14 protein-coding genes are annotated in these 14,152 nt (G+C 65.9%); 6 read left to right on the top strand and 8 right to left on the bottom strand.

All coding sequences use genetic code 11. The annotated features are described in order from the left end of the window. Positions 1-12: 12 nt before the first annotated feature. The 4 genes from AC27VE_RS09065 to AC27VE_RS09050 form a co-directional block, all read right to left on the bottom strand. Entirely contained in the window at positions 13-1,194 is a 1,182-nt protein-coding gene (locus AC27VE_RS09065; protein WP_488703650.1) for an ABC transporter substrate-binding protein, read from the bottom strand. A gap of 199 nt (positions 1,195-1,393) precedes the next feature. Beyond that, on the bottom strand, positions 1,394-2,182 hold the full coding sequence (locus AC27VE_RS09060) for an ABC transporter ATP-binding protein (RefSeq protein WP_167390042.1): 789 nt from the start codon (positions 2,180-2,182) through the stop codon (positions 1,394-1,396). Then, positions 2,170-2,940 (bottom strand): ABC transporter permease, encoded by a 771-nt coding sequence (locus tag AC27VE_RS09055; protein WP_035212924.1) that lies wholly within the window; start codon positions 2,938-2,940, stop codon positions 2,170-2,172. The genes AC27VE_RS09060 and AC27VE_RS09055 overlap by 13 nt, the downstream gene beginning before the upstream one ends. An 18-nt stretch (positions 2,941-2,958) precedes the next feature. Further along, the gene (locus tag AC27VE_RS09050; RefSeq protein WP_167390041.1) at positions 2,959-3,972 is read right to left on the bottom strand and encodes an aliphatic sulfonate ABC transporter substrate-binding protein; all 1,014 of its coding nucleotides are present in this window, start codon (positions 3,970-3,972) and stop codon (positions 2,959-2,961) included. A 266-nt stretch (positions 3,973-4,238) separates the two neighbouring features. Here AC27VE_RS09050 and AC27VE_RS09045 point away from each other — a divergent pair, with 266 nt between their 5' ends. The 4 genes from AC27VE_RS09045 (at position 4,239) to AC27VE_RS09030 (ending at position 7,684) form a co-directional block, all read left to right on the top strand. Beyond that, positions 4,239-5,426 carry an NAD(P)/FAD-dependent oxidoreductase gene (locus tag AC27VE_RS09045; RefSeq protein WP_424625253.1) on the top strand — a complete coding sequence of 396 codons (1,188 nt, stop codon included), beginning with the start codon at positions 4,239-4,241 and terminating at the stop codon, positions 5,424-5,426. 4 nt (positions 5,427-5,430) lie between these two features. Then, positions 5,431-5,943 carry a HutD/Ves family protein gene (locus tag AC27VE_RS09040; protein ID WP_488703649.1) on the top strand — a complete coding sequence of 171 codons (513 nt, stop codon included), beginning with the start codon at positions 5,431-5,433 and terminating at the stop codon, positions 5,941-5,943. A gap of 62 nt (positions 5,944-6,005) precedes the next feature. Further along, a complete protein-coding gene (locus AC27VE_RS09035) occupies positions 6,006-6,755 on the top strand; it encodes an electron transfer flavoprotein subunit beta/FixA family protein (RefSeq protein WP_315135037.1) in 750 nt (249 codons plus the stop codon). Beyond that, positions 6,755-7,684, top strand: coding sequence for an electron transfer flavoprotein subunit alpha/FixB family protein (locus AC27VE_RS09030; protein ID WP_488703648.1), 930 nt, complete (start codon positions 6,755-6,757; stop codon positions 7,682-7,684). The genes AC27VE_RS09035 and AC27VE_RS09030 overlap by 1 nt, the downstream gene beginning before the upstream one ends. Before the next feature lie 7 nt (positions 7,685-7,691). Here the strand turns inward: AC27VE_RS09030 and AC27VE_RS09025 are convergent, their stop codons facing one another. From AC27VE_RS09025 to AC27VE_RS09015, 3 genes are all read right to left on the bottom strand, one after another. After that, a complete protein-coding gene (locus tag AC27VE_RS09025) occupies positions 7,692-8,705 on the bottom strand; it encodes a LysR family transcriptional regulator (protein ID WP_006224107.1) in 1,014 nt (337 codons plus the stop codon). A 33-nt stretch (positions 8,706-8,738) separates the two neighbouring features. Continuing rightward, on the bottom strand, positions 8,739-9,542 hold the full coding sequence (gene hutG / locus AC27VE_RS09020; protein ID WP_006224105.1) for an N-formylglutamate deformylase: 804 nt from the start codon (positions 9,540-9,542) through the stop codon (positions 8,739-8,741). A gap of 142 nt (positions 9,543-9,684) precedes the next feature. After that, positions 9,685-10,638 carry a LysR family transcriptional regulator gene (locus tag AC27VE_RS09015; protein ID WP_488703647.1) on the bottom strand — a complete coding sequence of 318 codons (954 nt, stop codon included), beginning with the start codon at positions 10,636-10,638 and terminating at the stop codon, positions 9,685-9,687. A gap of 108 nt (positions 10,639-10,746) precedes the next feature. Here AC27VE_RS09015 and AC27VE_RS09010 point away from each other — a divergent pair, with 108 nt between their 5' ends. Beyond that, positions 10,747-11,979: an MFS transporter gene (locus tag AC27VE_RS09010; RefSeq protein WP_488703646.1), complete on the top strand. Its 1,233-nt coding sequence runs from the start codon at positions 10,747-10,749 to the stop codon at positions 11,977-11,979. Positions 11,980-12,165: 186 nt separating this feature from the next. After that, on the top strand, positions 12,166-12,963 hold the full coding sequence (locus AC27VE_RS09005; RefSeq protein ID WP_315135031.1) for a class I SAM-dependent methyltransferase: 798 nt from the start codon (positions 12,166-12,168) through the stop codon (positions 12,961-12,963). 15 nt (positions 12,964-12,978) lie between these two features. Here AC27VE_RS09005 and AC27VE_RS09000 read toward each other — a convergent pair whose 3' ends face one another. After that, positions 12,979-14,022: a LacI family DNA-binding transcriptional regulator gene (locus tag AC27VE_RS09000; RefSeq protein WP_035212922.1), complete on the bottom strand. Its 1,044-nt coding sequence runs from the start codon at positions 14,020-14,022 to the stop codon at positions 12,979-12,981. Positions 14,023-14,152 lie beyond the last annotated feature (130 nt).

The following is a 14,152-nucleotide window of genomic DNA, read 5'->3' as shown; positions in this document are numbered from 1 at the left end:
GGCAGCTATCCGTCAGCCTGCGCAGGGTTCGAATACTTGGTCCGGCGGAAAGACGCGGACGATATCCATGACATAGGCCGGCTGGGGAGCCTTGCCCGCGCTCACGACGCCCCACAACCCGTTCTGCATCGCCTGGTGGTCGCAGGCGCGCATGATCTTCTTGCCTTCCACGGAGTTGTCGCGGACGCTGCCGGCAAACGCCTCTACCCACTTCTCCTTATCCCAACTGCCGGTCTTTTCCACCACGTCCAGCCACCAACTCATGCCGTCATAGGCTTCGCCCGCCGCAGCGGAAGGATATTCGTTGTACTTCTTGCGAAACGCCTCGACGAATGCCGTATTGGGTTCGTTGTCCACGGTGAAGTGATAGCGCACGCCGGATTGCACGCCTATCGAGGTGGGTCCCACGCCGGCTGCCATGGTCTCGTCGGCAATGACAGGGCCGAAGATCTTGCGCGTCTTGCCCAAGTCGATCTGTCCTGCCTGCTTGACCATGGTGACGGCATCCGAGCCTGTCATAAAGAGCGCCACGCCGTCCGCATTCGAACGCGCAATCTTGTCGGCGACGGATGAATAGTCTCGGTTGCCCAGCGGCGGGAAGTCCGCCCCGACGATCTCGATCCCGGCCTTCTCGGCTTCGCGGCGGTACCAGTCCCAGCTGTCGCGCGTGGCTTGGTAGTCAGCCGTCACGCCATAAATGCGCTTGAGCTTTTGTTCCTTGGTGTAAGCCAGCGCCATGCGTTGTTCCATGCCCAGCGTATTGGAGGTGCGGAACGTATAGCGGGAGCCGCCGGGCACCGTGATCTTGTCGTCCGCTGACATGGTGACCAGGTGCGGGATCTTGCGCTGTTTGGCGATGTTCATGATGGCCAGCGTGCTGGCCGAACTGACCGCGCCGAAGATCATCTGCGACCCGTCGGAGATGAGACGCGTGGTCTTCTGCACCGCGGGCTGCGGCTTGGTCTCGTCGTCTTCCCATGTGACCTGGATGGGCTTGCCCAGCACCTTGCCCCCGCGCTGTTCGATCGCGACGGTGACCCCCTTGCGCATGTCTTCGCCGAAGATGCCATAGGTGCCGGACAGCGACACCACGCCTCCAATTTTGAACGTGTCAGGTTCGGCCGCTTGCGCGCCCGTCGTGAGCGCGGCGTATAACGCCAGCGCGCCGCAGGCGGCGGGGCTCCATGTCTTCATTTTCGTCTCCTCGTATTTTTCGTTATTGCTCGTAATGTGTTACGTAGCTTGATTGATATACTACGTTGGTCACTGTGATGTGAATAATTGGGGTAAACCCGCTGCATCTGGACGAAAAGAAACCGCCCCAAAGCCAGTAGGCATTTGGGGCGGTTCAGCGTTCAGCGGAGAGATGGGGCGGCGGGAAGCCCTTTTGGATTTAGTCGCTTGCCAGCTCCATGCTGCGCGTGACCTCTTCCTGCACGCGTTCCCAGATGGAGCGCTTCAGTTCCACGAAGCGCGGCGACAACTGCACGTCTGCGCTGCGCGGATGGGGCAGGTCGTTGTGGATGTCCTGCACGATGCGGCCGGGCTTGGACCCCATCACTGCCATGCGGGTCGACAGCGTCAGCGCTTCGTCGATGGAGTGCGTGATGAAGACGATTGTCTTGCCGCTTTGCTCATAGATCGACAACAACTGGTCCTGCAGCACCTGGCGCGTCATGGCGTCCAGCGCGGCGAACGGTTCGTCGAACAGCATCACGTCCGGGTCGTTGGCCAGCACCCGCGCAATCGACACCCGCTGCTTCATGCCCCCCGACAGCGCGTGCGGATACTTGTCCGCCGCCGCCTTCAACCCGACCATTTCGATGTACTTGCGGGCAATCGGCGCGCGTTCCTGCCTGGACATGCCGCGCATCTTCAGGCCGAACTCCACGTTCTCCTGCACGGTACGCCAGGGAAACAGCGCATATTGCTGGAACACCATGCCGCAGGCGGCGGTCACGTCGGTGACGGCGCGGCCGTTGATGGTGACGGTGCCGGTATTGGGCGTGATGAAGCCCGCCATCAGGTTCAGCAAGGTGGACTTGCCGCAACCGGATGCGCCCAGCAACACCAGGAATTCGCCGCGCTTGACCTCAAGGTCCACGCGGTCCAGCACGGGCACGTCGCCATAGGACTTGGAGATGCCCTTCAGCTGGATCATCGTGTCGTTCATCGTTGCCATGCCAGCACCCATCGCTCAAGAAGCCGCAAACACAGATCCGTCACCAGCACGGTGAAGCTGATCAGCACCATGCCCAGCACCACAGTGTCGGTCTGGAAGAATTCCTTGCCGTTCATGATCATGAACCCCAGGCCTTCCTTGGACGCCACCAGTTCAGCCGAAATCACACAGGTCCAGGACAGGCCCAGGATGATCTTCATGCCCGACAGGATCTGCGGCAGGCACCCGGGGAACAGCACTTCGCGCATGACCTGCCAGCGGTTGGCGCCCAGGTTGCGCGCCGCCCGCACCAGCACCGGGTCGATGCTGCGCGACGCTTCCATCACGTAAAGCAGCGCCGGCACGAACGATCCCATGAACACGATGCTGTACTTCTGGGTTTCGGTGATGCCGAACCACAGCAGAGACAGCGGGATCCAGCTCATGGACGGCAAGGGGCGCAGGAACGAGATGATGGGGTCGAACACGGCGCGCGCCACCTTCGACGTGCCCAGCAGGATGCCCAGCGGAATGGCCACGATGACCGCCGCCAGGAAGCCCACCATCACGCGGCGGGTGGAGGCCAGCACGTTGTAGAACAGCGTGCCCTGGTCGGACATGGACCAGGCCCGCGCCAGGACCTGGGACGGCGCGGGCAGGAAAATGGGATCGACCGCGCCGGCGCGGCACAGACCTTCCCACAGCAACAAGAAGCTAAGAAGCGAAAACACGCTGACCCAGATCAGCCGTGTTTCCCTTGAAGACGAACGCGAGGACATAGGCGAGGCGTCCCGTGCTTACCGGGTCGCGGCCGGGAGGTACGAAGCCTGGACCCAGTCTTTCACCTGGGGCGCCTTGTCGATCTGCTTGAGCGACACCAGCATCTCGGCCAGTTGCTGCATGCCGGTGACGAAGTTGCCCGGTTCCACCATCAGCCCCTTCTGATCCGCGGCGGAATACCACTGCGTCTGCTTGATGACGGCCAGTTGCTCGTCCCTGGACAGGCCGGTCAGTTCCAGCAGCACGCCGGCGGCCTCGTCGGGTTGCTGGCTTAGCATCGCGTTGGCCTCAAAGACGGCATGCAGGAATTTCTTCACCGCTTCAGGGTTTTCGCGCCCCAGCTTGGCATGCGTCAGCAGCACGTCCGGCCCCGGGGTGATGGCGTACTGCTTGTAGAGCGAGAACGCGGTGTCGTCCAACAGCACGTGCGTGCCCGGCACCGCCTTGATGCGGTCGAAGGCCGGCGTCCACGCCACCGCGGCGTCGATCTGCTTGCCCTGGTAGGCGGACAGCAGGTTGGTGGCCGGCAGATTGATGATGGAGACGTCGCGGTCGGGATCAAGACCCGCCTGGCGCAGCACGTCCAGCAGCAGCACGTGGGCGCTGGACGCGTAGGTCACGCCGATCTTCTTGCCCTTCAGGTCCGTCACCGACTTGACGTCGTCGCGCACCAGCACGCCTTCGGCGCGGCCGAAGTTGTTGGGCGTGGCGATCACCTGGAACTGGCGGGCTCCGGCCGCCATCAGGGCCAGCGACGACACGACGCCAGTGCCGGCCAGGTCGATGTTGCCGGCCATCACGGCACTCATGCGGTCGGACGACGTGGCGAAGCTCTGCCATTTGATGTCCAGGCCCTGCTTGGCGAAGAGGCCCGTTTTCATCGCGATGTAGGCCGAATAGTGGCCCAGCCATGCCGAACCGCCGTAGGTGTACGAGGCGTTGGCGGCGCGGCCGACCATGGGAAACCCCAGGGCGCTGGCACCCGCCAAAGCTGCGGTGCGCACCAGCATGGCGCGGCGAGTCATGTTCATATTTTTCCCCTACTGGAATGTAGATTGACCGATAGATGTCATGTCGCCGGCACTCTGGGGTGCGGCAGGCCAGACTGTCACCCGGCCACCGCTTCTCGGCGTGAATATAAGGAGCGGCGATGGTCAAAATTCGTCCTGCTTAAGCAATCCGGTTTTGCGGACGCCGTTTCATCGGCCGCTTTTATTAAGTATTCGCGCTGCTTATATTGCGGCGGCCAGGAGAGGGCAGGTTCACACTCGCGCCACTTGTCCTTGGAGCCTTGTCCGTGAAAAGTTTTGACGTGATCGTGATTGGTGCCGGCGTGATCGGCAGTTCGGTAGCCTTCCATCTGGCCGAGCTGGGCGCAAAGAATGTGCTGGTGCTTGACCGGGCCACGATCGGCGCCGGCACGACCTCTCAATCGTCCGGCATTTTGCGCACCCACTATTCGGTGCGCGAGAACGTAGAGCTGGCCCAGCGCTCGTGGAACGTGTTCAACAATTTCGCCAGCTATGTGGGCGACGAGGAAGCCTCTTGCGGCCTGGTCAAGTGCGGCTACCTGATCAGCGCGGCCGACAACGACAAGCTGGAACCGTTGCGCGGCGCGCTCGAGCAACAGCGCGCACAAGGCATTGCGCTGGAACTGCTGGACGCCGCCCAGGCGCGCGAGCTGTTGCCCATTGCTTCGTTCGACGATGCCGCGCTGATCGGCTTTGAACCCGAAGCCGGGTTTGCCGACGCGTATCTGGTGGCCACCAGCTTTGCCCGCGGCGCGCGCCGGCGGGGCGTGACCATCCGCGAAAACGTCGACGTCCGCAAATTGCTCATCGAGCATGGTCGCGTGGTCGGCGTGTCGACCTCGGAAGGCGACTACGCCAGCCCGCTGGTGATCAGCACGCAAAACATCTGGACGTCGGAATTGGCTGCGTGGACGGGCGTTGCGATGCCCGTCGTGCCCGAGCGCCACGCGGTGCTTGCGTTGGAATGCGACACCGCGCCCTACACGTATTCGATGCCGGTCTATAAGGACCTGGCGTCCCCCGGCATGCTGTATTGCCGCAGCTATGGCGGCAACCAGATGCTGGTCAGCGAGGGCATCGTGGGCGAGGCCCTGCAAAAGAGCGACGCCGAACAGGGCGATATTCCGCTGGATTACGTGGCGGAAGTGGGCGAGCAGGTGGCAGCGCGCTTCCCCGCCTACGAGACCGCGGGGCTGGCCTCGTCCTGGACCGGCGTGTACGACGTGACGCCCGACTGGAACCCTGTGCTGGGCCGCGTGCCTGGCGTGCAGGGCCTGATCGTGGGTTTCGGTTTTTCGGGCCACGGCTTCAAGTTGTCGCCGACCGTGGGGCGCGTGCTGGCACAAGAAGCCTTGGGCCTGCCGACCGACGTGTCGCTCAAGCCCTATGACATCGGCCGCTTCGAAAGCGGCGCGTTGCTGACCGGGAAGTACGGCCTTGGCGCCGTCTCCTGATCGTATGCGCTGGACTCACACCGCCTGGCAGGCCTTGCCGCTCGAGCCATGGAAGAACGGCGGAGGAGTCACGCGCACGCTGGCGGTGGACGGGCAGGCGGCGGAGCCGCGCTGGCGTGTCAGCATCGCGGACATCGAGCGGGATGGACCGTATTCGCGCTTTCCGGGCTATGACCGCGTATCGGTCGTGCTGTCGGGCCAGGGCGTGGCGCTGCAAGGAGAGGGCGGCGGGCTCGATCTGCTGCCCGGCGTGCCGACCGCGTTTGCCGGCGACCTCGCGCTGCAGTCCCGTCTGCTGGGCGGTCCCGTTCGGGTGTTGAACCTGTTCGTGCTGCGCGGTGCGGCCCAAGCAACGGTGTCCTGTGCCGGCTCGGCACCGGCCCCGTTGATTGTCGGCGCGCTTGCCGCCGTCCCCGCTTTGGTTCAGGCGTTCAGCATGAGCGTGGAGGTGGACGTCGGGCCGGGGCTGGACGCCGTGTTGCTGGACTTGCGCGTGGCGGCGATTCCTGCCGCCTGACCGTTCTTCTCTTCGCCTCCTGCCGGGGGCATTGATTGATTCCTTAATCCAGGAGTGTTCGCATGAAGGTATTAGCCGCGGTCAAGCGCGTGGTTGACTACAACGTCAACGTGCGCGTCAAGGCCGACCAGAGCGGCGTGGACATCGGTAACGTCAAAATGTCGATGAACCCGTTCGATGAAATCGCCGTCGAAGCGGCCGTGCGCTTGAAAGAGCAAGGCGCGGCGGCCGACGTGGTCGCCGTGTCTTGCGGCACGGCGTCGTCCCAGGAAACGCTGCGCACCGCGCTGGCGATCGGTGCGGATCGCGGCGTGCTGGTGCAGACCGACGTCGCGCTGCAGCCACTGGCCGTGGCCAAGCTGCTGCGCGCCGTGGTGCAACAGGAGCAGCCCGCGCTGGTGATCCTGGGCAAGCAGGCGATTGACGACGACGCGTGCCAGACCGGGCAGATGCTCGCGGCGCTGCTGGGCTGGCCGCAGGCCACGAACGCCAGCGCCATCGAGGTGGACGGCGCCGTGGCACGCGTCACGCGCGAGGTGGACGGCGGCCTGGAAGTGCTGGCGCTGACGCTGCCCGCCATCGTCACCGCCGATTTGCGGCTGAACGAGCCGCGCTATGTCACGCTGCCCAACATCATGAAGGCCAAGAAGAAGCCGGTGGATGTCCTGACGCCGGAGGCGCTGGGCGTGGATCCGGGGTCGCGGCTGGAAACGTTGCGCGTGGAAGAACCCGCTGCGCGCGCACCCGGCGTCAAGGTGGCGGATGTGGCCGCGCTGATCGACAAACTGAAAAACGAAGCGAAGGTGATCTGATGACGGTCCTGGTTATTGCCGAACACGACAACTGCGGGCTTGCCGGCGCCACGCGCAACGCCATCGCCGCCGCGGACAAGCTGGGCATGCCGATCCACGTGCTTGTGGCGGGCGCGGGTGCGCAAGCCGTGGCGGACGCCGCCGCACGTATCGCGGGCGTCCAGAAAGTGCTGCTGGCCGACGCGCCGCATCTGGGGGATGGCCTGGCCGAAAACCTGGCCGCGCAGGCGGTGGCGGCAGCAAGCGGCTACACGCATCTGTTCCTTGCCGCCACCACGCAAGGCAAGAGCGTGGCCCCGCGTGTGGCTGCCTTGCTGGACGTGGCGCAGGTGTCCGATGTGATCGAGGTGGTGTCGGCCGACACGTTCAAGCGCCCCATCTATGCGGGCAACGCGATCGCCACGGTCAAGAGCGGCTACCCCGTCGTCGTGGCGACGATCCGGCCGACGGCCTTCGACGCCGCACCCGCCGAGGGCGGCGGCGCGCCGGTCGAAACGGTGGCAGCCGTGCCCGATGTGGGCCGGGCGCGTTTCGTCAGCCGCGAACTCGCGGTGTCGGAACGCCCGGAACTGGGTGGCGCGCGCGTGGTGGTGTCGGGGGGGCGCGGCCTGGGCAGCGCCGAAAACTTCAAGCTGCTGGACCCGTTGGCGCAGAAGCTGGGCGCAGCCCTTGGGGCTTCGCGCGCTGCGGTGGATGCGGGGTATGCGCCCAATGATTGGCAGGTGGGGCAGACCGGCAAGATCGTGGCGCCGGCGCTGTACGTTGCGGTCGGGATCTCGGGCGCCATCCAGCACCTGGCCGGCATGAAGGACTCCAAGACCATCGTCGCCATCAACAAGGACGGCGACGCGCCGATCTTCGGCGTGGCGGACTACGGGCTGGTCGGCGATCTGTTCGAGGCGGTTCCCGCCTTCACCGCCGGGCTGTAGTGGCGCGTCAACGCCGCATGCTGCGCCACAGCGTGGCAGGCGGCAGCCCCAAGGCCGGGGCGATGTCTTTCTGAATCAGGCGTTCCACCGCCATCAGGATCACGTCCCGCGCCTCGGTGGGCAGCTTGCCCACTTCCTGTTGCCGCGCCGCCAGATACAGCGTGCGCGACAGGCTCGCGTCGTCGCTGCGCGCGGCGCCCAGGTAAGGCGCCAGCGGCAGCACGCGCAACTGGTCCACGAAATGGCGCGACTGCCAGATGCACAGCGGCGTGCTGATCGCAAAGCCGATGCCCGCGGTGACCAGGCTCAGCAGGGGATCGGTGTTGTCGAATTCAAAGGTGCGCTCGATCATCACGTCGTGCGATTCGATCAGGCGATCGATCTCGGCGCCGATGAACGAACGCGCGCTGTAGCGGATGAACTGCATGCGCTTGCCCAGTTCCTTGAGCGTGGCGATCTTGTCCATGTCCATCGTGCGCGGCACGATCAGCACATAGGGTTCGCTGAACAGGCTGATCTTCTTGATGGTGGGCTTGCCAGCCAACGCGCTGGTGGTGACCACCAGGTCCAGTTGCCGGTCCTCCAGCTGCTTGTCCAGCACGGGCGTGATGCCCGACCACAGCCGGATCTGGCGCGACGCGCCGGACAGGCCGTGGATCAGCGTGGGCCCCAAGGTGCCCGCGAAGGAATCCACGCAGCCGAAGCGGACGATGTTGCGCTTGGCCCGGCTCAGGTTGCGCACGCTCTCCGTCATGTCGCCTGCCTGGGCCAGCAGGCGCGCGGCATGGTCAAACAACAGTTCGCCTGCGGGCGTGGGACGCGCCGGCCGCGTGCTGCGGTCCAGCAGTTCGGTCGACATGGCGCCTTCCAACTGCTTGATCCGCTGCGACACGGCCGCTTGCGACAGGCCCAGCAGGCGTGCCGCGCCGGAAACGGACGCGGCTTCCACCACCGCCACCCAGGTCAGCAGCAGGCTCCATTCCGGATAGTTTTCCGTCGTGGTGAAGGAAAATCGGTTCATTGCCTGGCCTGTCCTGGACGGAAGTGCGAGGGATCAGCGCTGGCGCGCCGTGGTCTGCCGCAGGGCGGCCTGCACCATGCCTTCGACCACCGGGATGACCTTGTCGGCCAAGTCGGCCCGCCATCCGTAGGGATGCGTTTCGTCCATATAGGTGGACTGGCACATTTCCAGCTGGATGGCGTGGATGTTGTCGGCCGGCGCGCCGTAGTGGCGCGTGATGTAGCCGCCCTTGAAGCGGCCGTTGATGGCCCAGGTGTAGTCGCGGCAGCCGTCCAGCTGTTCCTTGACCGCCGCCAGGATGTCCGGTGCGCAGGCGGCGCCGTCGGAGGTCCCGATGTTCAGGTCGGGCAGCTTGCCCTCGAACAGGCGCGGCAGCACGCTGGCGATGGAATGCGCTTCCCACAGCAGCACCGTACCGTGCTCGGCCTTGATGCGATCCAGCTCTTCGCGCAGCTTGGCGTGATAGGGCTGCCAATAGGTTTGCAGGCGGTGCGCGCGCTCGGCGTCCGTCAGCACGGCGTCGTTCTGGTAGAGCGCGTCGCCGCGGAACGTCTGGGTCGGGCACAGGCCGGTCTTGGTCTGGCCGGGGTACAGGCTTTCGTCATTAGGCGGGCGGTTCAGGTCCACCACATAGCGCGAATACCGCGCGCCGATCACCGACGCGCCCAGCGCCTGGGCGAATTGGTACAGCGTGTCCAGGTGCCAGTCGGTATCGCCGGACTCCAGGCCCAGCGGCGTCATCTGCGCGCGCTGCGTGTCGGGGATCTGGCTGCCCAAATGGGGAATGGAGATCAGCAGCGGGGCGGTGCCGCGGCTGAAATGATAGATGTCGCTCAAGGGAAAACTCCGGATAACAAAGACGGTGCGCTGCGGGGTGCTGCCGCAGGCGATGGGCGCTTGTATGCTAGGCAGCATGGCCCGTCGCGGTAATTGCATCAGTTTAATGGATATTGATGATCAGGCTGGCTGATGCAAAGAACTATGGACGTGACGGCTGCGCATAGGGCCCCCATGGCGGGGCCGTGTTCCAGACGCCGGCGATCTCATCGATCAGCATGCGCACCTTTGGCGACAGATGCCGTCGGTGCGGATACACCGCGCACACCGGGGAGCCGATCGGGGCCACGGTTTCCAGCACGGGCATAAGCCGGCCCGCGCGCAAGTCGTCGGCAACCAGGAACGCGCCCAGTTGCGCGATCCCGTCGCCTGCCAGCGCGGCGTCGCGCAAGGCTTCGGTATGACCCAGCCGCAGGCGGCCGGCGAAGGGCACGTGGCGTTCCTCCCCCTGGACGGCAAAGCGCCATGGCACCAACTGCCCCGCGTGCGTGAAGGCCAGCGTCTGATGCTGGCTCAATGCATCCGGCGTGGCCGGTACGCCATGGCGTGCCAGGTAGCCCGGCGCGGCGCAGGTGATCAGCCGGTGCGGCGCCAGCACCCGCCTTACCAGCCGGCTGTCCACGTCGCCGCCGATGCGGATCGCCACGTCGATGCCGTCGCGCACCAGATCGGTGTAGTCGTCGGAAAAGCTGACGTCCGCCTCCACGTCGGGCCAGCGTCGCAGGTAGTCGCGCAGCAGCGGCATCAGGTGCAGCCTGCCCAGCGACACTGGCAGATCGATGCGCAGGCGGCCGCGCGGGGCCTGCTTGCGGCTGGCCATGGCATCGGTGGCGTTGTCCACTTCGGACAGGATGCGCTGCGCATGGTCGTAGAAGATCCGGCCGTCGTCGCTCAGGCTGACGCTGCGCGTGCTTCGGTGCATCAGCCGGGCGCCCAGGTTTTGCTCAAGCCGCGCGATGCATTTGCCGATGGCCGACCGCGACAGGCCCAACTTTTCGGCGGCTGCCGTGAAGCTCTGCGCATCGGCCACGCGCACGAACGCCAGCAGATCGCCGATGTGATCCAGACGACTGGAAGGGGCGGCTTTATTGTCCACGAATTGTCCCTTGTGTATCGCTATACGCCTACTTTATCAGCAGAATGGAAACAGTAGACTGCGTAGGGGTCGGCCTGGCAACGGGCCTTTTCCGGATAGCGTCATCCTATGTCCCGCAGCACACCTTCGTCGTCTGACTCCCGTTCCGACCCGCTCATCCAGACCTCCCGGCGCGCCTGGCTAGGCGTCCTCGCCGTAGGCTTGGCCACGTTCAGCGTCGTCACCACCGAAATGCTGCCGGTGGGCCTGCTGGTGCCCATCACCGGCGACCTGCACGTGTCGGTGGGCGAGGGCGGGCTGATGCTATTCGTACCCGCTATCCTGGCAGCGCTGTTTGCACCTCTGGTCGTTGTCGGCGCCAAAGGCGCTGACCGCCGCTGGCTGCTTTGCGGTCTGCTGGCGATACTGACCGCCGCCAATCTGGCCAGCGCGCTGGCGCCGTCCATGCCCTGGCTCCTGGGGGCGCGGATGCTGGTGGGAATCTGCATCGGCGGCATCTGGGCCATCGCCGGTGGCCTGGCGGGCAGGATCGTCCCGCCCCAGTCGGTGGGAACGGCGACCGCCATCATCTTCGGCGGCGTGGCCGTGGCCTCGGTGCTGGGCGTGCCGCTAGGCGCATTCATTGGCGACCTGGCGGGTTGGCGTGCCGCGTTCGGCGCGATGGCGGCAGGGTGCGCGGCCGTGCTGTTGCTGGTCGCGCTGGCCTTGCCGCCGCTGCCTGCGCCGCGCAGCTTGTCCGCACGCCAACTGGCTGCGCAATTGGCCAATCCGGCGGTGCGCCTCGGCCTCGCGATCACCCTGTTCCTGGTGGCGGGGCATTTCATGGCCTACACCTTCGTCCGGCCGTTGCTGCAATCGCATGCGGGCTTTGGCCAGCCGTGGATCGGCCCGCTGTTGTTCGCCTATGGCGCGGCCGGGGTGGCGGGCAATTTCGTGGCGGGGGAGGCCGCTGCGCGCCAGCCGGGCCGCGTCCTGCTGACGATCACGCTTGCCTTGCTGCTGACGCTGGCGTTGCTGGCCGCATTGGGGCATCTGCGATTTGCCGGCGGTGTCTTGCTGGTGGCGTGGGGGCTGGCGTACGGCGGCGTGTCGGTATCGCTTCAGGCCTGGATGATGCGAGCGGCCCCGGACGCCGTCGAAGCGGCCACGGCGCTGTTCGTGGCGATGTTCAATCTGGGTATCGCTGCCGGCTCCTTGCTGGGCGTACCCAGCGTGGACGCGCTGGGCTTGCGGGCAAACCTGTGGCTGGCGGCCGCATGCATGCTGCTGCCGGCGGGCGCGCTGTGGTGGTGGCGGCAACAGCCAATGCGGGCGCGTGAAGCCGGTTCGGCATTTCGGTAGAATCCCCGCATCTTCAAGGAGCGCATCGAAGTGATCCTCTAAAGCCGACAAGAATCAGACTGCCGTGCCCGGCCTTTGCGCTGCGGGCCGCGGTCGCCTCAGGCCTGCTCCACGGAGCCGGCCGTCATTCTCAGGCGTGCCTGCCGCCCCGTGCGGCGTCGCGCCAGTTGCTTTACAGGATCCTTCATGACTGCCTCTTCTTCCTTCGATTTTCTTGCCCACAACCAGGCCGCCTGGGACCAGCTTGCCGCGCAAGACTGCGAGTGGTCGCGCCCCGTCACGGCCGAGACCATTTCCGCCGCGCGCGCGGGCAAGTGGTCGGTGCGCCTGACGCCGGGGCCGTTGCCCCAAGGTTGGCTCGATCAACCCCAAGGCCTGCGCATCCTTTGCCTGGCTTCGGCGGGCGGCCAGCAGGCGCCGGTGCTGGCTGCGGCCGGCGCGCAGGTGACCGTGTTCGACGCGTCGGAAAAGCAATTGGACCAGGACCGCCGCGTCGCCGCGCGCGACGGACTTGCGCTGGACGCGGTGCAGGGCGACATGCGCGACTTGTCCGCGTTTGACGACGCGTCATTCGACGTGGTGTTCCACCCGATCTCGAACCTGTACGTGCCGGACGTGCGCCCCGTGTGGCGCGAGTGTCACCGCGTCTTGCGCCGCGGCGGACGTCTCTTGTCCAGCTTCTACAACCCGATCGTGTTCGTGGGGGACCGCGACCCGGCCTACGCGAAGCAGGGTGTGATCCGGCCGGCCTATGCCTTGCCCTATGCCGACACCCGCGACCTGGATGCCGCGGCGCTGGCGGCCAAGCTGGCGCGCGGCGAGGCGGTGGTGTTCGGGCACAGCCTGGCCGACCAGATCGGCGGGCAGTTGGAAGCAGGATTCCTGCTTGCGGGCTTTCACGAAGACCACCAGCCCAATCCCCGTTTCCTGATCGACCGCTACGTGCCGACCTTTCTGGCCACTTACGCGGTCAAGCCCGGCTAGGCGTCGACGCGCGGCTCAGCCCGCGATCTTGCGGTTGCTGCTGTCGCGCACGACCAGTTCGGGCGCCAGCCGCAGACTGTCCGGCTGGCCGCCAGCCAATTTCTGCAGCAGCAGTTCCAGGCCCAGCCGGCCCATTTGGTGCATGGGCGAATGGATTGTGGTCAGGCCGATGGGCAGGGCCCCCGCAAGCGGCGTGTCGTTGTAGCCCACGATGGCGACGTCGCGGCCGGCTTCCAGGCCCTGGTCGCGGGCAGCGCCCATGACGCCCACGGCCAGGAAGTCGTTGACGGCGAAGATGGCGGTGGGGCGGTCGGCGGGCGACAGCAACCTGGCGCCGATATCGCGGCCGGCGTCCGTGTCGAACGGGCTTTCAATGCGCCAGTGCGCAGGCACCTCCACGCCGTGCTGCGCGCAGTAGCCGAAGAAACCCTCGGAGCGGTCGCGGCCGGTGCTGGCGAAGGGTTCGCCCACCATCACGGCGATGCGGCGGTGGCCCATGTCCAACAGGTGCTTGGCGGCCAGCCGGCCGCCTTCCAGGTCGTCGCAGGTGACCGCGCAATGGTGGTCGGCATGGCGGCTGACCAGCACGAAGGGCACATCGCGCCGCGCCAGCTCGGCCAGGAGCGGATTGGGCGTCGCGTTCGCGGGCGCGCTGTGCGCGTCACCCAGGATCAGGCCGTCCACGCGGCGCGCCAGCGCCATGTCGATCAGTTTGCGCTGCTTGTCCGGTTCGTCCTGCGTGTTGGACACGAAAGTCAGGTAGCCGTGTTCGGCCGCGGCCTCGTCGATGCCTTCGTAAATGGTGGCCAGCACCATGTCCGACAAGCGCGGCACCAGCACGCCGATCGTGCGGCTGCGCCGCGTCTTCAGGCTGGCCGCGTGGGGATTGGTTTGGTAGTGCAACTCGGCGGCCAGCGCCCGGATGCGTTTCACCGTGTCCGGCGCCGCGGCGCCGCGCGCATCGTCTGCGGATCCGTTCAGGACGCGCGACACGGTGGAAACGTTCAAACCGAGCTGCCGCGCCAGGCTTTGCAGCGTGACAGGGCGCGATCTATTCATGGGGCTGGAGGATACACGCGGAAATAGCGCAGCAGGGCATATCCCGGCAACCTAGGGTTTTCACTGAATCGATTTTTGCGTTTGGACCCCTTAGCATTGCGCAACCCAAACGTTTGGGTAAAACGACTGG

The organism is Achromobacter sp. 18P8.1.1, assembly GCF_057799415.1.
Note: the sequence above shows the minus strand (reverse complement) of the source record. Positions and strands in the feature narration are given on the sequence as shown.